Origin of the sequence: Peptoniphilus grossensis ph5, from assembly GCF_000311825.1 — a bacterium.
Classification (GTDB): Bacteria; Bacillota; Clostridia; order Tissierellales; family Peptoniphilaceae; genus Peptoniphilus_A; species Peptoniphilus_A hominis.
In genome coordinates, this window is sequence record NZ_HE978567.1 from 442,486 (window position 1) to 462,441 (window position 19,956).

Here is a 19,956-nt window from a genome sequence, read left to right on the forward strand (position 1 = left end):
TCACTCAACTGAATTTTTATCTCTCATAACTGCTAACAAAAACTTTGGCAAATCAATTTGCCTCTTTATCCTAGATGGATTTTTTATAAGCCTGTAGAGCCATTCCAGCCCAAGCTTAATAAAAATCTCTGGCGCCCTATTTGCCCTGCCAGATAAAATATCAAGGACGCCACCATTTCCAATAATAACTTTTGCCTTTAAATCATCTTTAAATTCGTCAATCCACTTTTCCTGACGGGGAAAACCAAAACCCACGAAGATGATGTCAATATCCTTTGAATTTATCTCTTCAATTATCTTTTTTTCTTCCGGCGAAGTTTCGCCATCTATCCTAGAGTTAAAATAACCATTGTGATAACCTGCCACATGAAGATTTTTATACTTTTCATTGACGGACTTTGCAGCATCCTCTGCTACGCCTTCCTTGCCACCTAAAAAATATAAATTAAGTCCCATCTCATCTGCCAGCTCAAGAAGTTTAATAGAAGTATCAAAACCTGTGACCCTTTCCTTTAAAGGCTTCTTTCTCATTCTCGATGCGTGGATGAGACCAATGCCATCAGCCAAAATTAAATCGCCAGAATTAATTAAATGCCTAAGCTCTTCGTCTCTCTTGGCTGCCATGACAATCTCAGTGTTTGGCGTGTAAATTTTTTTAAGACCCTCTGTCTTTAAGAAGTCCCTTAAAATATTTTCACACTCTTTATTATCAATATTAAAAATTTCAACTCCAAAAATTTTTACTTTTTCCATATATCTCTCCGCTAATAAGTTTATCACATAGGTAGCTCTATTTCTATAAATAAATAATTTTACAAGGATTATAAATTTTAAAGATTTTCTGTAAAAGAAAAAGGCTAGATCAAATGAGACCTAGTCTTTTAAATATGTATGCTGTTCAATATTTCATCGCTAAACTTACTTTTACTGCAGCGTCAACCTCATCCATAACGTCTTTGCCGAATTTACCGATTTTCTCTCTCAACCTCTTTTTATCGATTGTCCTCAACTGCTCCAAAAGAATTACAGAATTCTTTGGAAGCGGAACATCTTTAGCTCTCACATTAACATGGGTTGGTAACTTCGCCTTGTTAAGTTGAGATGTAATTGCCGCAACAATTGTAGTAGGCGAGTATTTATTACCAATGTCATTTTGAACAACAACTACGGGCCTTACTCCTCCCTGTTCAGAACCAATAACTGGCGACAGGTCGGCATAGAATATATCCCCTCTTTTTATCATCATAATTTTTCACCTTTTAGGCGAGAGAGATTTTAAAGATTGAACTATGAACAACCTTTATATTATTCTAACACAATTTTCGTAAATATATACTAATAATAGAAATTAAATTTATTTTTTACAAATATTTAATAATTTATTTCAAATACATTGGCATGACAAAATTTATTGCAATCATAATTAATAAAGGAATGGTATATTTCTTTGTTTCCTTTAAATTATATTTTGTTCCTCCTGGTAGGTAATGAACAATTGATGGCGCAAAAACTACTACAAACCAAAGCACTTGTACATAGATTGGTCCTCTAAACTGGTGAAAGAATTCTGCCACTCCAGTGATTGCAAGATATGTATAAAAAATATCTAGAGCAAATAAAATTATAAAAAGTATTTTTCTATTTTTAAACATAATAACTCCTTTACATTGACATCCTAACCATGCTAATTGTAAATAAAATTAAAACTACTACATAAATACCCATGGCTATCTTGTATCCCTTGCTCCAATTGTCCCTTTCTTTTTTTATCCAAATCAAATTTAAAACAAGAGCCAACAAACCTGGCAAGGCTACAATTATTGGACTTCTATGATTTTTGACAGACTCTGACATTGTAATTAGGACAAAAATGTTTAGGATCTGCCAAAAGGCATGGACCTTAAATGGATATGATTTCATAAAATTTCTTCATCTACCTTCACTTTTATAATAAATTAATTTTCGGCTCTTTTAATATTTACATGTAAACATTTAATCAGAGTTTAGGTTACATTGCTTTACTTTTATTATAAATCTAAAAAAAGGAAAAACAAATTTATTTTTCTTCAAAATTTTTAAAAACTGTGCTTAGGTTTTCTATTAAGTCCCTTGCCCTTAGGCTGGTCTTGGAATTTTTTCTTGCGTAGATATCGCCTGCAAGTCCATGAACATAAACTCCAAGCCTTGCCGCGTCAAATAGGTCATAATTTTTCATAAAGGCAGAAATTATTCCCGTCAAGACATCGCCTGAGCCTCCACTTGCCATGCCAGAGTTTCCTGTTTTATTTATATAGACTTTTTCTCCATCTGTGACAATAGTCTTGTGCCCCTTTAAAACTAAAATCAGCTTATATTTTTTTGCGAAGTCTACTGCAAGTCTCTTACGATTATTTTTTATTTCTTCAAGAGATAAACCAGTGAGCCTAGCAAACTCTCCCTCGTGAGGAGTTAAAATTGTAGTGAAGTCTTTTCTCTCTTCCAAGAGATTTAGGTTTTTCGACAAAATATTTAGTCCGTCGGCATCTATTAAGATATTTTTTTCTGTCTTTATTATTTTTTCAAAAACACCTTTGGCATATTCGCCAAGACCCATGCCTGGTCCCATGGCTATGGCGTCTATGCCATCTAAAAATTTCTCCATTTCATCTAAATCATCAAAAGTCTTTGCTATTGGCTCGATGAATTTTATGGACATGATATCAAAAATTTCTCTGGGCACTATGTTATAGACTAGACCTGCCCCTGCTTTTAGGGCTGCATTTGATGACAGATAGGATGAACCTGTCATGCCAAGAGAGCCGCCCACTATGGCTATCTTTCCGAAGTCACCCTTGTGAGTGTCCTCATCTCTATTTTTCCAAAGGGCTTTTATCTCTGCATCTAAAATCATTTTTTCCTCAAAATTTTTTCCTGCAAAATCATCTTCACATAATTTTGCCACAGCCACTGCATAATTTTTCTCGTGGCTAATGGATAAATAAAATTTTTTGTCAAAAACTTCAGCATGAGGAAGATTTTTTATGTATTTTATTTTTATATCATGAAAGGAAATTTTACCAATGCCCGTTGTCATTGCCTTTGCCACTGCTTCTTTTGCAGCGTACATGCCTGCTATTCTCTCGTAGGGATTTTTTCTCTCTTCTATTCTCTTTATTTCATCTTCATTAAAAACTTTTGCCAAGAAATTTTCATGGTCAGTCATTATTTTTTTTATTCGATTTACTTCTACTATATCTATGCCTATCAAAGTCTCACCCCATTTGACAATTTCTTTATTTTCGATTATTATATCATAAATAGTATGAATATAAGACGGTGAAGATATACAGTAAGCGCAAGCTGAATTACAATATTGGAGTCTAATAAGTTTTGAGGCCTCGGCGAAGAAAGGTGGTACCACGAATGCGTCCTTTCATCCCCTGGTCTCTTTTTATTTTTTTGGAGGAATTTATGGAAAATGTATATGATATTTTAAGTGAGAGAGGTTACCTAGACCAATGCACTTATGAAGATGAACTTAGAGAAATGCTTGGCAGAGAGCCTGTAACTTTTTATGTTGGCTTTGATGCAACTGCAGACTCACTTACTCTTGGTCACTTCATTCAAATTAGAGTAATGCAACACATGCAAAGAGCAGGTCACATTCCAATAGCTCTACTTGGCGGTGGAACTACAACTATTGGCGACCCATCTGGCAAGAGCGACATGAGAACTCTCATGGACAGAGAAACTATCGACTACAATGCCAACAGATTTAAGGAACAAATTTCACAATTTTTAGATTTTTCTGAAGGCAAGGGCTACATCGAAAACAATGCTGACTGGCTTTTAAAGTTAAATTTCTTGGAATTTGTTAGAGAAATTGGCGTTCACTTCTCTGTAAATAGGATGCTACAATTTGACTGCTACAAAAACAGAATGGAACAAGGACTTACTTTCTTTGAATTTTCTTACATGCTTATGCAATCTTATGACTTCTTGTATCTATATAGAAAGCACCACTGTAAGCTAGAAGTTGGCGGCTCAGACCAATGGTCAAACATACTTGGCGGCTATGAGCTCGTAAGAAAATTAGAAAATGACAAAGTTTATGCCATGACCTTTAAACTTCTAACTACTGCAGCTGGTATCAAGATGGGCAAGACTATGGCTGGAGCAATTTGGCTTGATCCAGAAAAGACTACTCCATACGAAATGTTCCAATACCTAAGAAACTGTGACGATCGTGATGTAATTAAATTTATGAAGCTTCTAACTATGCTTCCACTTGATAAAATTGCTGAATACGAAAAATTAGAAGGCGCTGAAATAAATAAGGCTAAAGAAGTTTTGGCTTACGAAGTTGTAAAGGACATTCACGGCGAAGAAGCTGCTAAGGCTGCCCTTGATGCTTCACATTCACTTTTTGGTGGAGAAAAAGATTCTGAAGACATTCCTGCAACAGAAATGCCAGCAGAAAAATTTGCTGAACCTGTTGGAATTTTAAATTTAATGACTGAACTTGGTCTCATTAAGACAAATTCTGAAGGCAGAAGACTAATTACTCAAGGCGGAGTTTCCCTTGACGATGAAAAAGTAAGCGACCCTAAGCTTGAACTTACTAAGGATGATTTCAAAAATGGAGAAATAATAATTAGAAAGGGCAAGAAAGTTTACCACAAGGTTATTTTAAAGTGAGGTTAATATGAATTTAGAACCAAAAAAAGTTTTTGATTATTTTGAAAAATTATCACAAATCCCTAGAGAATCTGGAAATGAAAAAGCTGTCTCTGACTTCCTAAAAAAATTTGGAGAAGATGCTTGCTATGAAGTTTATCAAGACGATTCTTTAAATATAATTATGGAAGTGCCTGCTACAAAGGGCATGGAAGATAGAGAAAAGGTGATCTTGCAAGGTCACATGGACATGGTTTGCGAAAAGGGCAAGGACTCAGACCACAATTTTTTAACTGATCCAATTGAACTAATAGTTGATGGCGACAAGCTTCATGCCAATGAAACAACACTTGGTGCTGATGACGGCATTGGTGTTGCAATGGCAATGGCACTTGCAGAAGAAGAACATGGTCCACTAAAAATTATTGTAACTGTGTCCGAAGAAACTGACATGCACGGAGCAAAGGACCTTGAGGCAAAATATCTTGAAGGCAAGTATTTAATCAACATCGACTCAGAAGAAGAAGGCATCCTAACAGTTTCATCTGCAGGTGGAAAATTACTTCACTCAAAATTAAAGCTTGAAAGAGAAGACTACTCAGGCGAAGCTTTTGCACTTAAGCTTCACGGATTTTTGGGCGGCCACTCTGGCATGGAAATTGCCAACAACAAGGGCAACATGATAAAAGTCATTGCAGAAATTTTAAATAAGCTTGATGATGCAAAATTAATTTCCCTTGACTGCGGCACAAAGCAAAATGCAATCCCAAGAGAAGGTAAAGTTTCTCTAGTATGTGACGAAGATAAATTAAAGGATGCCATAGAATTTGTAAAGGATAAGTTTAATGGCGTTGAAGGGGAATTAATTATAGAATGCGAAAAAATTTCTCATGAGGGAAAAGTAGTGACAGCAGAATATACTGAAAAGCTTGCAAAATATTTACTTGAACTTCCAACTGGACCTCACACATTTATTGACGAGGCTAAAAAAGTTCTTGAATCATCATCAAACCTTGCCATAGCAAAACTTCTTGATGACACAGTAGATGTTTTCGTTTCACTAAGATTTGCATCCTCATCACTTTCTGAAGACTTTGGAAATATTTATATGGATATAGTGAAAAAATTTGGCGCAGAAGCTGAATTTGAAAACCCATATCCTGAATGGGAATACAAAAAAGAATCTCACTTTAGAGAAATCGTAAAGGACATTTACAGGGAAATGAAGGGAGAAGAAATGGAAGAAGAGTTCACTCACGGTGGACTTGAATGTGGCGTCTTCTTCGAAAAGAATAGGGACCTTGACATTATTTCTATTGGACCAGACATTAGGGGAGCTCACTCACAAAAAGAAAATCTTTCAATTTCTTCAACAAAGAGAGTTTATGACCACCTTGTAAAAGTTTTAAAGGCTCTTTAATAAAAAAAATTATGGCTGTCATGAGGCAGCCATTTTTTATTGCCTTAAAATTCATCTAAGGGCAAAAAAAGAAAGCCCTAAGGGCTTCTCTGTAGTAAATATGTATTGGTTTATAATTTTTTTATTGCTATTACTTCGTTGTCATTTAAAATCAATTGGTCAGTAAGGGCCTCAACTATTAAAAGTCCCCTGCCATTGCATCTTTTTTGAGTACAGTCATATAGAGCCGTGTCGAAGTCCACGCCCCTGCCCTCGTCCTTTACAATTATTTTTAAAGAATCAGAATCTAAAATTAATTTCAAACAGACTTTTTTATCTAGGTCTTCTTTGTTGCCATGCATTGCTCCATTGACAACTAGTTCATTTAAAATAACTTTTATATCAAATAATTTTTCTTGGTCTCTTATATAGGGATTTAAATCCTTCATAGCTGAATCCAAAAAATTTTTTATTAAAGATAAATCGCTATTAACAAATCCTTTAAATTTATATAAAGTATCCATAGTTCTCACTCCATCTACCTAGAAATTACCCAATACTTCTTCCCTTTAAACTCAAAAGATTTTGTCTAATTTTATTAATTTTAAAATTTTACTGTATTATATTTATCAATTTGTTATAATTGAATTAGGCTTGAAAGAGCAAGAATTTTATTAGGAGGAAGATAGAATGAAAAAATACGAATGCTCACTTTGTGGATATATTTATGATCCAGCAGTAGGCGACGAAGACAATGGAATCAAAGCAGGAACACCTTTTGAAAAACTTCCTGAAGATTGGGTATGCCCACTTTGTGGAGCTGAAAAATCTGATTTTGAACCAGCTGAATAATAATATTAAAGGAGGCTCACGCCTTCTTTTTTTTGTGTAAGTTTTTACAAATTTATAAAATATTTTAGAGTTTTGCAAAAAAACCTCTTTACAACTAGTAAAGAGGTCCCTTATTAATCTTCTTCTAAAATTTTTTTCCACTTGTCTAGGCTGTCTAGTTCTTCCTTTGAAAGCACAGGAAACTGTGGATCCATTTCCCTTAGTTTTTCCACAATAACTTCGGACACCAAGTACCTTGAGAACCATTTTCTGTCGGCTGGCACAATATACCATGGCGCTCTCTTTGTAGATGTTTTTACAAGCATATCGGCATAGACCTTCATGTAGTCGTCAAAATATTTTCTCTCTGTTATGTCAGAGGAGGCGAACTTCCAATTTTTTTCTGGCCTATCAATTCTCTCCATTAATCTCTTCTTTTGTTCTTCTTTAGAAACATGGAGGAAAAATTTTACAATTGTAGTTCCATTGTTGGAGAGATAGTCTTCAAAATTATTAATCTCTTCAAACCTCTTTTCCCAAATGTCCTTAGTGACTAAGTTTTTTGGGAAGGGTTGATCTAGAACTAGGTTGTGAACTCTTGACACAAGGACATCTTCGTAATGACTTCTGTTGAAAATTCCAATTTCGCCACGAGGAGGAAGTTCCTTGGCAACTCTCCAAAGATAATCGTGGTCTAGTTCGCCGTCACTTGGCTTTTTAAAGGGAACAACCTTGGTGCCCTGTGGATTTACTCCCGTCATAATATTTTTTATGAGGGAGTCCTTACCTGCAGCGTCCATGGCTTGAAGGACTATGAGTAGAGATTGATTGTTTTCTGCGTAAAGCCTTTCGTGGTATTCACGCATCTTTGCAATATTTTCTGGAATTAAAACTTCCTTTACCTCTTCCTTTTGTAGTTTTCCATTGTAGGAAGTTGGCACATCGTACAAGTTTAATTTTTTCTTTTCACTTACTAAATATTTTTCAGTATTCATTAGAAGCCCGCCCTCTCCTTTGAAAATATAATTGCTGCTTCCAGCATTTGCGTCGTGATTTGATGGGAAGTCATGTCAAAAATTTGAAAGTCCAAAAGTTTTTTGTCGCTGTAAAATTTTTCGATTTCCCTTGCAAAGGACTCTTGCCCTCTTGGGTCAATTACATCGTCATCTTTCCCGTTGTATAAAACCATGGGTCTGTCCTTAAAAATTTCTGGGCTAGCCATGGGATCCATGTCTAGGAAAAATTCATTGATTCTAAATTCTTCTTCCTCTATCTTTTCTTGGTCCTTAATTTTATTTACTGAATCAACAAGGGCCTGCCAGTTGTTTACTCCATTAAAGATAAATGCCATCTTCAAATCCTTTTTAAAGGCATAGAGACCACCAGCAGTTATTGCTCCCATGGAGTGACCACCCACTGCAATTTGACTTTCTGGATATTTTTCCTCCACGAAATTAAAAATTGAGGGCGCCTCTTCAATATTGTGCATAATGACCCTTAAAATATATTTTGCCTCCATGGACTTGTCCTCGTAATCCAGGTCAATGTCATTTCTCTCTCCGTGATATCTTGCTTCAGGAAGGATTACCCTATAGCCATAGCTGGCAAGAATATTGCCGCGAAAAATTTGATTTTTCATGCATGAGCCCCAACCGTGATAAAAAATTATGGTCTTATTAGTTTTTTCCCTTGGCTCAATTATAAGGGCAGGCACATCGCCTATCTTTACCTTGTCTATATTTGAATAATTCATTTTTAAATACTCCATAATACACCTCACCTACATTATATCCAAAATATTCTTAAAATAAAATTTTTCCATATTTTATTTTAACCGCCCCCATTAAGTGATATATTATTAGCGGTGATACTTTGAAATACGAATTAAATTATGAAGAACTTCATGAAATGATAAAAGGCGGCAAAAAAATTATCTTTGTGGACATGAGAAGCCCCAAAGAATTTTGCGACTATAGAATTCCTGGGGCAATAAACCTTCCCATACTTGAGGATGATGAGAGAGAAGTTGTTGGAAGGACTTATGTAAAAGAAAGCGTGGAGAAGGCAAAGTACCTGGGCATAAATTATGCCAAGGACAAACTCCCAGCCTACTACGAAAAAATTATTGATTTGAAAAAATCTTGTGACGACCTAGTCCTTTACTGCTCTCGCGGTGGCTATAGGTCCAATGTGTTTTTTACTTTTCTTAGAGCTTTAAATGTTGATGTAAAAAAATTAATTGGCGGCTACAAGTCCTACAGAAAATATATACGCGAAAATTTAGATTCTTCCATTTCTCAAAAGGAATTTATAGTTCTCTGCGGCAAAACTGGCGTGGGAAAAACTGAAATTTTAAATAAATTAAAAGGTACTTATCCTGTCCTTGACCTTGAAGAGCTTGCCAACCACAGAGGCTCAAACTTTGGTGGCATAGGACTAGATCATCAGCCTTCCCAAAAATATTTTGAGTCCCTACTATTTGATACCTTAAATGGATTCGGTGAAGATGAAAAAATTATTTTCACTGAAGGAGAAAGCTCAAAAATTGGAAATATTCAGCTGCCAAAAACTTTAATTGAAAAAATTTCTTCTGGCAGAAAAATAATTATTGAAGACCCTATAGATAGTCGCATAAAAAGAATTAAGAGAGACTACAATTTATCAGATAGAGATGAAATTTATAAGTCCCTTTTGGAAATCAAAAAATTTATTTCTCCTGAAAGGGAAAAATTATATTTAGAAAAATTCCAGGAGGGCGACTACGATTTTTTAATAAGAGATCTTCTAATAAATTATTACGACCCCCACTACAAAAAAAATTACAGCAAGGATGACTTGCACTTGGCAAATGATTCTGCTGTAATAAAAAATATTTTAAATTTTAAAAATTCTATTTAACTTCCCATGAAGGTGGCGTAACTCCTCTCTCCAATAAAAATTTATTGGCACGGGAGAAGGGCCTTGAGCCAAAGAAACCTCTGTTGGCAGAAAGTGGTGATGGGTGGACGCCTTCTATTATGAGATGATTTTCATTATTTATAAATTTTTTGCGAGCCTTAGCATGATTGCCCCAGAGTATGTAAACTACAGGCTCTTTTTTTTCACTAATTTTTTCTATAACTGAGTTGGTAAAAATTTCCCAGCCGATTTTTGAATGGCTCATGGGTTCATGTGCCCTTACAGTTAGGGTTGTGTTTAAGAGCATGATGCCCTCATCTGCCCAGGACTTTAAGTAGCCCGTTTTTGGTATGGCTAGTCCTAAATCAGAATTTAATTCCTTATAAATATTTTTAAGTGAAGGTGGAATCTTCACTCCATCTTTTACAGAAAAGGCAAGTCCATGGGCTTGACCCACATTGTGATAGGGGTCTTGACCAAGTATTAGGACCTTTAAGTCCTTGTAAGAAGTGTAGTGAAAGGCGTTAAAAATATCCTGAGCTTGTGGAAATATTTGATGATGTCTGTACTCTTCTATTAAAAGTTTTCTCAGGTCCTTGTAGTAGTCTTTTTCAAATTCTTCCTCCAATATTTCTTGCCAGTCATTTTTAAAAATTTCCTTCACAAAATCACCTCCTGAAAAAATCAAAAATACTTTTCTTCAATGTTGGGTCGATGAGCTCTTCCAATTCCTTTCTGCTTTCATTAGTTGAGAAGATGACAAGTCTGTCGCCCTTTTCGATTTTTGTGTTGCCCCTTGGTATTACTGCCGAGTTGTCGTATCTGATTATTCCGCCAATAATAATTTCTTTGTGAAGATTGATTTCAGATAATTTTTTGCCAATGTATAAAAAGTCGTCGGGGATTTTTATTTCATAAACTTGAGCCTTGCCGCCAAACATATAATTTATTGAGACCTTCATGTCAGTGTTAATTGCTTTTATAATTTCATTTGCCACAATGACCTTTGGGTCCATGACCCTATAAATACCCATGCTCTCTAAAATGCTGTCGTAATTATTGTCACCTTGAATTATTATATTTCTTGAAATGCCATGGCTTCTCGCCAAGAGTCCAAGAACTATGTTTAACTCGTCAGAATCCGTCATAGAAATAAAAACTGCATCCCTTGAAATATTTTCTTCCTCAAAAATTTTGTCATTCTTCAAACTTTTATTGACGACAAAGGCTCTTGGAAGATTTCTTCTAAGGTCTTCAAATTTTTCTCTATTGGGTTCAATTATTTTTAAATTAATATTTTCAAGGTTGGAAATCATTCTGTTAAAGGTCATATCACCTGATGCAATGACTACATCGCGCACTTCTTCCCTTTCCTTTATCTCAAAGTGAGAGTATTTGAAGTTTCTTATGTCAGAAGAAAGGCCCATGAGATACATATAATCGCCGCTCTTTAAAGTAGTTTCGCCATCTGGCACAATTAAGTCTCCCTCTCTTAGTATTCCAACGACTAAAATCGTGGAAAGAGAGCCTATGTCCTTTATCTTTAAATTTTCAAACTCTTCGTCCATGTCAATGTAGTGGCCTGTGACTTCAATCTTGCCCTTGCCAAAATAATCTGCCTCATAATAATTTGAAGAGCCAATTAATTTTGTGGCAAGTTTTGCTGACTCAAGGCTTCTGTTAAAAATATTTACAACATTTGCTAGAGAATTTTTTATAATGCCAATTTCAGAAATATTTTCCATTTCGTCAAGACGCAAAATAATTTTTACATCAAGACCCTTAAAAAGTGATGCCATTATTAAATTTGTCTTGTCGCTATCTGTTGCTATAATTGCGTAGTCATATTTTTCTAAATCAAAATTTAACATAAAATTTTCGTCTAATACATCGCCTTTTATTTTTGTCACAGTGTTGGTGATACTTCCAAAATTTAATTCATCTCTATCAACTATATCTATGTCGAACTTTTCTAGGCTAAGAGTATTTGCAATTGTAGAGCCAACTTTTCCTGAACCGATAATTAAAATTTTCATTATAATTTAATAATTTCCTTTCTTCTTCTGCCCTTGGAGAATAGTGCGAGAATAGTAAAGAATTCAAGCCTTCCAAGTAGCATGAGAGCACTAAAATATAATTTAAAAAAGTCATTATAAAAAGCAAAATTTTTTGTTGGACCAATGTCGCCAAAGCCTGGTCCCACATTGGAAAGTGTAGTTGCAACAGAAGAAAATCCTGTTATTACATCTACACCAGAAAGTGTAACTACTGCAGTGGAAGCTAAAGCTATAACAAAGTAAGTCCCAAGATAGGCGTTTATGCCAAGGACAACTTCATCGGACAAGGTCTTTCCATCGGCAATAATTGGAAGGACTGCCTTTGGGTGTGTCGCCTTTCTCATTTCCCTTTTGATTAATTTTAACAAAATAGAAATTCTCGTAACTTTAATTCCACCACCTGTGGAACCTGCACAGCCTCCAAAAATCATGAGGATTAGCAAAATAAATTTAGAAAAACTTGGCCACAATTCATAATCTGCATTGGCAAAACCAGATGTTGATGATATTGATGTAACTTGAAAGGCTGAATCTCTAAAGGCCAATAAAAGTGATGGATAACCCTTGGAGTATAAATCAAGAGTAATAAAAAAAATGGCAGCAAGAGTTATTAAAATCCAAAGTTTTAACTCGTCGTTTTGTAAAACTTCCTTGAATTTTTTTCTCGAAATAAGAGAATAAATTGTAAAGTTTGTGGCACTTAAAAACATAAAGACGGCGAGGATAAAGTGAACTGCATTGCCCTCATAGGACATGAAGGAGTCGTTGTAAGATGAGAATCCTCCAGTTCCAAGTACGCCAAAGGTATGAACAAAGGAGTCAAAAACTGGCATACCTGCAATTTTTAAACAGGTAAAAAGTGCCGCTGATAAAATAATGTAGATAATATAAAGTCTCTTTGATGATTGAGAAATTGTGGACTCAATCTTTCCTGCCACTGGTCCCGGTGACTCTGCCTTAAAGATTTGAAAACCACCTATGCCAAGTTTTGGCAGTAGACCAACTGTAAAGACAAGTATTCCCATACCGCCAATCCAGTGGGTGATAGATCTCCAAAGGACAACTGACCTTGGGAAGGACGCTATGCCTGATATAACTGTGGCACCTGTTGTGGTAAAACCTGATACAATTTCAAAAAAGGAATCTACATAGGTCATATTAGCTGCAATAAAAAGTGGAATTGCCCCTACAATAGAAACCAATATCCAAGATGCTGTTACTATTAAGATTCCATCCCTTGGCGAAAGTGATCTGCTTTTAACTTTTAGGTTAATTAAAATTAATCCCAATAGGATAGCTATTGCCATTGGGATTAAAAAACCAGGGGCACTTCCATCCTTCTCCACTAAGCTAAGTATGAGTGATGGTGCCATAAAGGCTGTCTCTATTAATAAAATATAACCCAGTATTTTTGATATTAGTTTATAATTCATCTACTCTTCCTCGATTCTTAAAAGACATTATTGCGTCCTTAATTTTTCCTTCAGAGGAGAAAATCTTTTGCATTCTCGGTGCAACTTCGTGCATTGAGAATAAAATAATTCTGTCGCCTGCTTCAAGGACTGTCTTTCCATTAGGAACTAACATTTCATTATGCCTTATGACTGCAATAATTAAAATTCCCTCAGGAAGATTTAAGTTTTCAAGTGCCTTGCCGCAAACCAAGTGCTTTTCCTTTATAATTAATTCAATACATTCCACTTGTCCATTTAAGAGAAGATTAAGTGAAAGGGAAGACTTACCCCTAATTTCCTTTAATATTTCTGCAGCAGTTATATAAGCAGTGTTAAAAACTGCATCAATGTCTAATTTGTCCAAAATCTTGTCGTAATTAGTTCTGGAAATTTTTGCAACAGACTTATAAATCCCCGTTTGCTTTGCCACAAGACTCATAAGTAAATTTGCCTCGTCAATACCTGTAGATGCTACAAAGGCATCGTAAGTGTGGACCATTTCCTCTTCAAGAATGGCAAGATCTGTTCCGTCGCCATTAATTATCTCTGCACCTGGAACCATTTCCTTTAGCTCCAGACATCTCTCTCTATTTATTTCAACTATTGTGACGCGAATATTTTCCTTTAATAAAAGCATGGCTAGGTAAAGGCCAGTCTTTCCTCCGCCTAAAATCATTGTGCTTCTAAGAGTTTTTGTCTTATTTACACCTGTGTGCTCTTTGTCAAAAATTTCTATATTTTCTGACTTGCCCGCCAAGATTATTACATCATTTTCTTCAAGAACTGTACGACCATTTGGTATTATTGCATCTCCACTTCTTGAAATTGCTGAAATAAGTAAGTCGTTAATATTTTCAATGTCCATAATTCTCTTGCCAATAAAGTTTGGGTCCTTGCCAATGTTAAATTCAACAAGAGAAACTTTTCCGCCTGCAAATTCGTCGGAGTAAAGTTGGTATCTTTTCATGAGGTATTTTACTATGGACCTTGCAGTGGCATTGTCTGGGTTTATAATTTTATCTATCTCTAATTCTTCAGATATAAAGTCTAAATGCTTTCTGTATTCTGGGTCTCTGACTCTGGCTATGGCATATTTAGCACCAAGTTTTTTTGAAATTGTGCAAAGTATTACATTAGCCTCGTCATTAGTAGTAGTTGCAATTACATAATCAAATAGAGAGATGTCTAGCTCTTCCAAAACGCCAAAGTCTAGTGCATTTGCACATATGCTAAGGACATCTAGTGAGTTGGAAATATGCTCAATTACATCTTCATCATTATCTACTACAGTTACTTCGTAATCTTCATCTATAAGTGCAGCTGCAAGCCTATAACCTAATTTTCCAGCACCTACAACTAAAGCCTTCATATTCCCCTCCTAAAAAATCGCATCAAGAATTATTTCGAAATCATAATCCTTGTAAATTGATTTTAATTTATCAATAAGTTCCTTTTTCAGCGCGTCCTTTTCCTTTGCATTGGAAACAGCATCGGCATTGTAATCAATGTCGATGTAAATTTTATTATCTTCAAGCACTATGTCGTGAAAAGAATAAATATTTAAGCTACCCCTAATAATTTTTTTGAGGTCTTTAGAAACTGATCTAATAATATCTGAACTAGAGCCCAGTGGGTCAGCGTGAATAATGAGTTTTATGCCTAAAAGTTCAGATACTTCTCTTTCTACCTTATCTACTATATTGTGTGCCTCTTCCAGTGTCAAATTATAATCAAGGGCAGCATCAATTAAGACTATAATATTGTCCGGTCCAAAGTCTGTCACCATCATATTGTGGACATTGGATATTCCATCATAAGTTGATACCTTGGACTTTATCTCGTGTTTAGTCTCTTCACTTAAGCCTTTGCCAAGTATAATGGAAATTGTTTCGTAGATGAGAGAAATTGCAGTGTATAAAATAAATAGGGCAACCAAAACTCCCACATAGCCATCTAAAATTTTTCCAGTAAACTTTTCTATAACTATAGCGACAATTACAACGAGAGTTATAAGAGTGTCGCTAAGTGAATCCTTCTCCTGTGCCTTTAGGGTTGTTGAGTCAATTGCCCTTGCCACATGAGCATAAAATGAGGCTTGCCAAAATTTTATAAAAACAGTAATTATTAAAACTACTATTGTAGATTTTGGATAACTTATCTCTACGGGGTGAAGAATTTTTCCCACAGAAGTCCTCAAAAATTGAAAGCCAACGCTAAGCACGATTCCACTTACAACAAGTGAAATTAAATATTCAAGCCTGCCATGACCATAGGGGTGGTCTCTATCTCTTGGCTTTGCAGCAAGTTTTATGCCAAAAATTGAAATAATTGAGCTCACGCAGTCTGTAATATTATTTACTGCATCGGACAAAATAGAAATAGAGCCTGTAAAAGTATATAAAATAACTTTTAAAAGAGCTACCATTATATTTGATATAAGTCCAAGAAAGGAAGTCTCCTTGGCAATTTTTGACCTGTCATAGCCATAGGCGTTGTGACCTCTTTTTAAAATTAGCTTTGCTAACATTAATCCTCCATAAATAAAAACAGGCTATCCGCCCATCTTTAAAGATTTATTTTAGTTACAGTTATTATAACACTGAAATATGAGTAATAAAAGGAAAAGAAGACACTTTAGCTTTTGATAAAGTTTTATATTTGAAAGTTTTAAAAAATTTTTGCGAAAAAAATGTACCAAAATTTTTCTGGTACATTTAAAATATTTTTTTAATTTATTTTCGTCCCTTAATTTTAACTTGCAGCTTAAATAAATTTTTTAAGCTTAGGAAGAAGTAGTCCCTCTGAAACTTCTTCTGTCTTTTCCTTTGAGCCTAAAATTTCTACCAGCTTTACTCCAAGTAAAATTGCAAGGGCAGGACCCATGGCTGTAATTATATTATCTTCCACAACAACAGCTTCATCTAAGGGGTTATCTACCTTAAGTCTAGCTTCAACGCCTGGGTAGCAAGTGAACTTTCCACTCTTTAGAAGACCTGCTGCATCAAGAACTTGTGGACCTGCACAAATGGCAGTGACAATTCTTTCGTCGTCGTTAAATACATTGGCGCACTCAACAACTTTCTTGTCCCTCATTAAATTTGTTGCGCCAGGTTGTCCTCCTGGAATGTACATTGCCCTGTAGTCTTCAATGTTTATTTCGTCAAAAGTTTTGTCAGCAAGGACTCTTACATCGTGAGCTCCTCTCACTTCATTTCTGTCTGTTATTGAAACTGTATCAACTACTAAGTCAGCCCTTCTCAAAACATCTACAATAGTTAGCGCTTCAATTTCTTCAAAACCATCTGCCAAAAATACTAATAAATCTTTCATGTCGACCTCCTATTTATTCATAATAGAATCCACTGCATTTATAATTGCAGATCTAAAACCGTCTCTTTCTAAAGATTTTACGCCCTTAATAGTTGTGCCAGCAGGTGTAGTAACTTGGTCCTTTAACTCACCTGGGTGAAGACCAGACTCTCTTACCATCTTGGCAGAGCCTGCCACTGCTTGTGAAATTACCCTATATGCCATATCTCTAGTCATTCCATGAGACACTGCTGCGTCTGCTGCTGCTTCTATGTACATGTAGACATAGGCTGGCATGCAACCAGAAACTGCCTCATAAATTTTTATATTTTTTTCTTCCACGATTTCAGTTTCGCCAAAGGAAGATAATATTTTTCTGAGTTCACTTAGTTCATCTTCAGAAATATTTTCACCAGGACAAATTCCCGTCATTGAAGATAAAATTTTCGCAGGCGTATTTGGCATTGCCATTAAAAATTTTTTGCCTGGAAGTTTTTCTCCAAGTTTTTTCAAATCGTAGCTTGATGTAACTGAAATAATAATTTGATTTTTAACTTCATTTTTAATTTTATCTAGGACCTCGTCATAGACATAGGGTTTAATTGTTAAAATCACTGCGTCAGCATTTTTCACTACATCAACTTCTGAATCCATTATTTTTGCCTTTTCAAAATCCTTAAAGGCTTCTTTCTTTTCCTCACTCCTATCGTAAAGAAAAGTTTCTATATTATTATTTAAAAGACCATGGGCCATGGCAGAACCCATATTGCCAAGACCTATTATTCCCATCTTCATCTCTATCACTCCTTAAGTAGATTATACACGATATTACTTAAATTTTCATTTGTGTGCTATAATTAATGCGGTGATTTAATGAAAAATATTTCAATCTTAAAATTATTTTTAACATTTTTTAAAATAAATGCCATTACCTTTGGTGGCGGCTACACAATTGTGCCTGTCATAAAGGATATTTTTGTATCAGACTTAAATTTAATCGACGAAGATGAAATGATGGACATAGTTGCCATATCCCAAGGCGGACCTGGCGCCATGGCAATTTCTTGTTCAGTCTTAACTGGCTACTACCTAAGGGGACCTCTTGGGGCGATAACTTGTCTTGTGGCATCATCCCTTCCCTGCCTAATAATTCTATCTGTAATTTCAAATTTCTATCAAGAGTTTAAAAGTAATTTTTTTATAAACTCTGCCCTTGAAGGCATTAGCGGAATAATCTCTGCAGTTTTATTCATCACAGTTTTTCGCATGGGAAAATCTTCCTACAAGAAGAACCCAAGATTTAGTGCTGTTATGATTATTCTGGTCTTCTTAGTAGCATTCTTCACAGATATTAACACAGGACTTATTATTTTATTCTGTGCCCTTGCAGGAATTTCTTATTTTAGTGTAATGGAGAGATACAAAAATGTTTGATTTGTTTTTTATTTTCTTTAAAATTGGATGCTTTGCCTTTGGTGGCGGCTACGCAGTAATCCCTCTCATATCAAAATATGTAGTGGAAGAAAATGCCTGGATATCCACCAGAGAATTTATAGACTTAATTTCAATTTCACAAATGACTCCAGGACCCATTGCCATAAATTCTGCAACCTTTGTAGGTCAAAGCGTAGCCGGCATTGTTGGCTCTATTGTTGCCACAACTGGCCTCGTCCTACCACAGTTTATACTCATGATGATCCTGGGCTACTTTCTCTTTAGCAAGAATAAAAAATTTAAAATTATGGACTACTCCCTTCTTGGCATAAAGGCTGGAGTTGTTTCCTTAATTTTTATCACTACCTTAAAACTATTTCGTTCATCAGTTTTTCCTAAGGGAATTAACTTAGATGGCATGAGCCTTGCCGCCCTAATTTCTTTTGTCCTTGGCTTTCTTTTATACCTAAAAAAAATAGACCTATTTAAGTTAATAGGTCTCGGTGCAGTCATTGGCATCGCCGTCAATTTTGCACTAAATTATATTTAAGATTAATCCTCCCTAGTAATTTAAGGAGGATTTTTTTAAAATAAACAATCTTCAATTAAGTCTTTATTTTTTAACTTGTCTATCCAGTCCCTTGGAATTTCATCAAAGCCATAAATTATTCCAGCAAGTCCACCAGTTACAGCCCCCGTTGTGTCTGTATCATCGCCAAGGTTCACAGCCTTAAGGACTGCATCTCTATAACTATTAGTGTTTAAAAGGCACCACAAAGATGCATCTAGGGTGTGAAGGACAAAACCAGTGGATTTAATTTCCTCTTCTGACTTCTTTTTTAAATCATCAAGTCCCAAGCTTTCTAATTTTTCTCCAGCAATTAATTTTCTACCTATGTGTACATAGTCAAGGCAAGCCTTCCTAGAAATTTCGTGTGCGTGAGTTATGCTAGAAACTTTTTCGATTTCTTCATCGCTGACATCAGTAAAGGCAAGGGGCAAAATTCTCATTAGTGATCCGTTGCCATTGGAATAAAAATCATCCATGCCGCGATTTAAGACAAGGGCTTCTCTAGTTGTGCCGCCAACATCAAAGGTTTTTCCATCAGCTGTAAAGTCATCATCAAAGAGCCAAGCCTTAAAATTTTTCCTTATGTCTTCGATGTCCACCCTGCCCTTGTCCTTAATGGACTTGCAAGTGGCAAGAGTCATACTGGTGTCATCAGACCAAGTGCCTGCTTCCTTATTCCAAGTTCCAAAACCAACCATGTCCTGGCAAATAAAAGTTCCCCTCTCTTTAAATTCAAAGGGAACACCCAAGGCATCGTCAACAGCAAGGCCATATATGGCATCTCTTAACTTAGTCATAAAAACTCCTTTCATAAAAATTTTTCCATAAAACAAAAGCTAAGACTCAAAAAAAATCTTACTTTTTAAATATTTCTTCTTTGTCTCCTGTTAATGGCAAAAATCATTAATTTGTCGTCGTCAATTTTTGCAAGTAGCCTATAAGACCCTATCCTATAACGCCAAAGGCCCTTAAAATTTCCTGTAAGGGGTTTTCCAGAAAACCTAGGCTCTTCACAATTTAGCAAATTATTTTCTATCCAGTTAGTTATAATTTTTTGAGCTTGTATATCTAACTTTCTTAAACTTTTTAAATATTTTTTTTCATAAATTAAATCATACATATCAGAAGTCTAGTTCCTTCATCAACTCTTCATGAGTAATATATTCAACTTCGCCTCTAGCTTCCTTTTCAAGAAAATCTTCAGCCACCTTCATGTCGAACTCATCTTCAAGCTTCTCTTCCATCAATCTCTTAAAAAGAGTAGAAAGAGGCTCGCCCATAAGATCAGCATAGGCAGTAAAAGCCCTCTCCTCTTCAGCATTAAGTCTTACAGATACAGTTTTCATA

The 19,956-nt window shown here is 35.4% G+C and carries 24 protein-coding genes; 6 read left to right on the plus strand and 18 right to left on the minus strand.

All coding sequences use genetic code 11. The features are described 5' to 3' along the window. From HGPG_RS06360 to HGPG_RS06380, 5 genes are all read right to left on the minus strand, one after another. Positions 1-753, minus strand: coding sequence for a WecB/TagA/CpsF family glycosyltransferase (locus HGPG_RS06360; protein ID WP_019125227.1), 753 nt, complete (start codon positions 751-753; stop codon positions 1-3). A 145-nt stretch (positions 754-898) separates the two neighbouring features. Continuing rightward, positions 899-1,246, minus strand: a complete 348-nt coding sequence (locus HGPG_RS06365) for a type II toxin-antitoxin system PemK/MazF family toxin (protein WP_019125228.1) — start codon at positions 1,244-1,246, stop codon at positions 899-901. A 133-nt stretch (positions 1,247-1,379) separates the two neighbouring features. Then, positions 1,380-1,652 (minus strand): hypothetical protein, encoded by a 273-nt coding sequence (locus HGPG_RS06370; protein WP_019125229.1) that lies wholly within the window; start codon positions 1,650-1,652, stop codon positions 1,380-1,382. Between the two features lie 10 nt (positions 1,653-1,662). Next, positions 1,663-1,920 carry a hypothetical protein gene (locus HGPG_RS06375; RefSeq protein ID WP_019125230.1) on the minus strand — a complete coding sequence of 86 codons (258 nt, stop codon included), beginning with the start codon at positions 1,918-1,920 and terminating at the stop codon, positions 1,663-1,665. Between the two features lie 136 nt (positions 1,921-2,056). Further along, on the minus strand, positions 2,057-3,247 hold the full coding sequence (locus HGPG_RS06380; protein ID WP_019125231.1) for an NAD(P)H-hydrate dehydratase: 1,191 nt from the start codon (positions 3,245-3,247) through the stop codon (positions 2,057-2,059). Positions 3,248-3,450: 203 nt separating this feature from the next. Between HGPG_RS06380 and tyrS the strand changes: the two genes are divergently transcribed. Beyond that, positions 3,451-4,677: a tyrosine--tRNA ligase gene (gene tyrS, locus HGPG_RS06385; protein ID WP_019125232.1), complete on the plus strand. Its 1,227-nt coding sequence runs from the start codon at positions 3,451-3,453 to the stop codon at positions 4,675-4,677. A 7-nt stretch (positions 4,678-4,684) separates the two neighbouring features. Then, positions 4,685-6,076 carry a beta-Ala-His dipeptidase gene (pepD, locus tag HGPG_RS06390; protein ID WP_019125233.1) on the plus strand — a complete coding sequence of 464 codons (1,392 nt, stop codon included), beginning with the start codon at positions 4,685-4,687 and terminating at the stop codon, positions 6,074-6,076. 110 nt (positions 6,077-6,186) lie between these two features. Here the strand turns inward: pepD and HGPG_RS06395 are convergent, their stop codons facing one another. Continuing rightward, positions 6,187-6,579 carry an ATP-binding protein gene (locus HGPG_RS06395; protein ID WP_019125234.1) on the minus strand — a complete coding sequence of 131 codons (393 nt, stop codon included), beginning with the start codon at positions 6,577-6,579 and terminating at the stop codon, positions 6,187-6,189. A 166-nt stretch (positions 6,580-6,745) separates the two neighbouring features. Between HGPG_RS06395 and rd the strand changes: the two genes are divergently transcribed. Beyond that, the gene (rd, locus tag HGPG_RS06400; protein ID WP_019125235.1) at positions 6,746-6,907 is read left to right on the plus strand and encodes a rubredoxin; all 162 of its coding nucleotides are present in this window, start codon (positions 6,746-6,748) and stop codon (positions 6,905-6,907) included. A 113-nt stretch (positions 6,908-7,020) separates the two neighbouring features. On the opposite strand, the gene HGPG_RS06405 is transcribed toward rd, so the two are convergent. Continuing rightward, positions 7,021-7,881: a polyphosphate kinase 2 family protein gene (locus HGPG_RS06405; RefSeq protein ID WP_019125236.1), complete on the minus strand. Its 861-nt coding sequence runs from the start codon at positions 7,879-7,881 to the stop codon at positions 7,021-7,023. Continuing rightward, positions 7,881-8,654, minus strand: a complete 774-nt coding sequence (locus HGPG_RS06410) for an alpha/beta hydrolase family protein (RefSeq protein WP_019125237.1) — start codon at positions 8,652-8,654, stop codon at positions 7,881-7,883. Before HGPG_RS06410 ends, HGPG_RS06405 begins: the two co-directional genes overlap by 1 nt. A 104-nt stretch (positions 8,655-8,758) precedes the next feature. On the opposite strand from HGPG_RS06410, the gene mnmH reads away from it, so the two are divergent. Next, on the plus strand, positions 8,759-9,784 hold the full coding sequence (gene mnmH, locus HGPG_RS06415) for a tRNA 2-selenouridine(34) synthase MnmH (RefSeq protein ID WP_019125238.1): 1,026 nt from the start codon (positions 8,759-8,761) through the stop codon (positions 9,782-9,784). Here the strand turns inward: mnmH and HGPG_RS06420 are convergent. The 7 genes from HGPG_RS06420 to proC form a co-directional block, all read right to left on the minus strand. Further along, on the minus strand, positions 9,777-10,448 hold the full coding sequence (locus HGPG_RS06420) for a uracil-DNA glycosylase (protein ID WP_019125239.1): 672 nt from the start codon (positions 10,446-10,448) through the stop codon (positions 9,777-9,779). The genes mnmH and HGPG_RS06420 overlap by 8 nt on opposite strands. 4 nt (positions 10,449-10,452) lie before the next feature. Next, positions 10,453-11,820, minus strand: coding sequence for an NAD-binding protein (locus HGPG_RS06425; RefSeq protein WP_019125240.1), 1,368 nt, complete (start codon positions 11,818-11,820; stop codon positions 10,453-10,455). After that, positions 11,820-13,274 (minus strand): TrkH family potassium uptake protein, encoded by a 1,455-nt coding sequence (locus HGPG_RS06430; RefSeq protein WP_019125241.1) that lies wholly within the window; start codon positions 13,272-13,274, stop codon positions 11,820-11,822. The genes HGPG_RS06425 and HGPG_RS06430 overlap by 1 nt, the downstream gene beginning before the upstream one ends. Then, complete coding sequence (gene trkA / locus HGPG_RS06435) at positions 13,264-14,664, minus strand: Trk system potassium transporter TrkA (RefSeq protein ID WP_019125242.1); 1,401 nt, start codon at positions 14,662-14,664, stop codon at positions 13,264-13,266. The genes HGPG_RS06430 and trkA overlap by 11 nt, the downstream gene beginning before the upstream one ends. 9 nt (positions 14,665-14,673) lie before the next feature. After that, positions 14,674-15,822 (minus strand): cation diffusion facilitator family transporter, encoded by a 1,149-nt coding sequence (locus tag HGPG_RS06440; protein ID WP_019125243.1) that lies wholly within the window; start codon positions 15,820-15,822, stop codon positions 14,674-14,676. 236 nt (positions 15,823-16,058) lie between these two features. Then, on the minus strand, positions 16,059-16,625 hold the full coding sequence (locus tag HGPG_RS06445; RefSeq protein ID WP_019125244.1) for a DJ-1 family glyoxalase III: 567 nt from the start codon (positions 16,623-16,625) through the stop codon (positions 16,059-16,061). A gap of 9 nt (positions 16,626-16,634) precedes the next feature. Then, positions 16,635-17,399: a pyrroline-5-carboxylate reductase gene (gene proC / locus HGPG_RS06450; RefSeq protein ID WP_019125245.1), complete on the minus strand. Its 765-nt coding sequence runs from the start codon at positions 17,397-17,399 to the stop codon at positions 16,635-16,637. A 78-nt stretch (positions 17,400-17,477) separates the two neighbouring features. Here proC and HGPG_RS06455 point away from each other — a divergent pair, with 78 nt between their 5' ends. Both HGPG_RS06455 and HGPG_RS06460 read left to right on the plus strand, forming a co-directional pair. Beyond that, complete coding sequence (locus HGPG_RS06455; protein WP_019125246.1) at positions 17,478-18,038, plus strand: chromate transporter; 561 nt, start codon at positions 17,478-17,480, stop codon at positions 18,036-18,038. Further along, complete coding sequence (locus tag HGPG_RS06460) at positions 18,031-18,588, plus strand: chromate transporter (protein WP_019125247.1); 558 nt, start codon at positions 18,031-18,033, stop codon at positions 18,586-18,588. The genes HGPG_RS06455 and HGPG_RS06460 overlap by 8 nt, the downstream gene beginning before the upstream one ends. Before the next feature lie 35 nt (positions 18,589-18,623). Here HGPG_RS06460 and HGPG_RS06465 read toward each other — a convergent pair whose 3' ends face one another. The 3 genes from HGPG_RS06465 to relB all read right to left on the minus strand — a co-directional run bounded on the left by HGPG_RS06465 (position 18,624) and on the right by relB (position 19,955). Beyond that, on the minus strand, positions 18,624-19,406 hold the full coding sequence (locus HGPG_RS06465; RefSeq protein WP_019125248.1) for an ADP-ribosylglycohydrolase family protein: 783 nt from the start codon (positions 19,404-19,406) through the stop codon (positions 18,624-18,626). Positions 19,407-19,471: 65 nt separating this feature from the next. Next, on the minus strand, positions 19,472-19,729 hold the full coding sequence (locus tag HGPG_RS06470; RefSeq protein ID WP_019125249.1) for a type II toxin-antitoxin system RelE family toxin: 258 nt from the start codon (positions 19,727-19,729) through the stop codon (positions 19,472-19,474). A 1-nt stretch (position 19,730) separates the two neighbouring features. Further along, complete coding sequence (relB, locus tag HGPG_RS06475) at positions 19,731-19,955, minus strand: type II toxin-antitoxin system RelB family antitoxin (RefSeq protein WP_019125250.1); 225 nt, start codon at positions 19,953-19,955, stop codon at positions 19,731-19,733. Position 19,956: the final 1 nt, after the last annotated feature.

Excerpts from the sequence above, each read along its gene's own strand:
- HGPG_RS06360 (WP_019125227.1), bottom strand. The coding sequence starts at position 753 with ATGGAAAAAGTAAAAATTTTTGGAGTTGAAATTTTTAATATTGATAAT.
- HGPG_RS06365 (WP_019125228.1), bottom strand. The coding sequence starts at position 1,246 with ATGATGATAAAAAGAGGGGATATATTCTATGCCGACCTGTCGCCAGTT.
- HGPG_RS06370 (WP_019125229.1), bottom strand. The coding sequence starts at position 1,652 with ATGTTTAAAAATAGAAAAATACTTTTTATAATTTTATTTGCTCTAGAT.
- HGPG_RS06375 (WP_019125230.1), bottom strand. The coding sequence starts at position 1,920 with ATGAAATCATATCCATTTAAGGTCCATGCCTTTTGGCAGATCCTAAAC.
- tyrS (WP_019125232.1), top strand. The coding sequence starts at position 3,451 with ATGGAAAATGTATATGATATTTTAAGTGAGAGAGGTTACCTAGACCAA.
- pepD (WP_019125233.1), top strand. The coding sequence starts at position 4,685 with ATGAATTTAGAACCAAAAAAAGTTTTTGATTATTTTGAAAAATTATCA.
- HGPG_RS06395 (WP_019125234.1), bottom strand. The coding sequence starts at position 6,579 with ATGGATACTTTATATAAATTTAAAGGATTTGTTAATAGCGATTTATCT.
- rd (WP_019125235.1), top strand. The coding sequence starts at position 6,746 with ATGAAAAAATACGAATGCTCACTTTGTGGATATATTTATGATCCAGCA.
- HGPG_RS06405 (WP_019125236.1), bottom strand. The coding sequence starts at position 7,881 with ATGAATACTGAAAAATATTTAGTAAGTGAAAAGAAAAAATTAAACTTG.
- HGPG_RS06410 (WP_019125237.1), bottom strand. The coding sequence starts at position 8,654 with ATGGAGTATTTAAAAATGAATTATTCAAATATAGACAAGGTAAAGATA.
- HGPG_RS06425 (WP_019125240.1), bottom strand. The coding sequence starts at position 11,820 with ATGAAAATTTTAATTATCGGTTCAGGAAAAGTTGGCTCTACAATTGCA.
- HGPG_RS06430 (WP_019125241.1), bottom strand. The coding sequence starts at position 13,274 with ATGAATTATAAACTAATATCAAAAATACTGGGTTATATTTTATTAATA.
- trkA (WP_019125242.1), bottom strand. The coding sequence starts at position 14,664 with ATGAAGGCTTTAGTTGTAGGTGCTGGAAAATTAGGTTATAGGCTTGCA.
- HGPG_RS06440 (WP_019125243.1), bottom strand. The coding sequence starts at position 15,822 with ATGTTAGCAAAGCTAATTTTAAAAAGAGGTCACAACGCCTATGGCTAT.
- HGPG_RS06445 (WP_019125244.1), bottom strand. The coding sequence starts at position 16,625 with ATGAAAGATTTATTAGTATTTTTGGCAGATGGTTTTGAAGAAATTGAA.
- proC (WP_019125245.1), bottom strand. The coding sequence starts at position 17,399 with ATGAAGATGGGAATAATAGGTCTTGGCAATATGGGTTCTGCCATGGCC.
- HGPG_RS06455 (WP_019125246.1), top strand. The coding sequence starts at position 17,478 with ATGAAAAATATTTCAATCTTAAAATTATTTTTAACATTTTTTAAAATA.
- HGPG_RS06460 (WP_019125247.1), top strand. The coding sequence starts at position 18,031 with ATGTTTGATTTGTTTTTTATTTTCTTTAAAATTGGATGCTTTGCCTTT.
- HGPG_RS06465 (WP_019125248.1), bottom strand. The coding sequence starts at position 19,406 with ATGACTAAGTTAAGAGATGCCATATATGGCCTTGCTGTTGACGATGCC.
- HGPG_RS06470 (WP_019125249.1), bottom strand. The coding sequence starts at position 19,729 with ATGTATGATTTAATTTATGAAAAAAAATATTTAAAAAGTTTAAGAAAG.
- relB (WP_019125250.1), bottom strand. The coding sequence starts at position 19,955 with ATGAAAACTGTATCTGTAAGACTTAATGCTGAAGAGGAGAGGGCTTTT.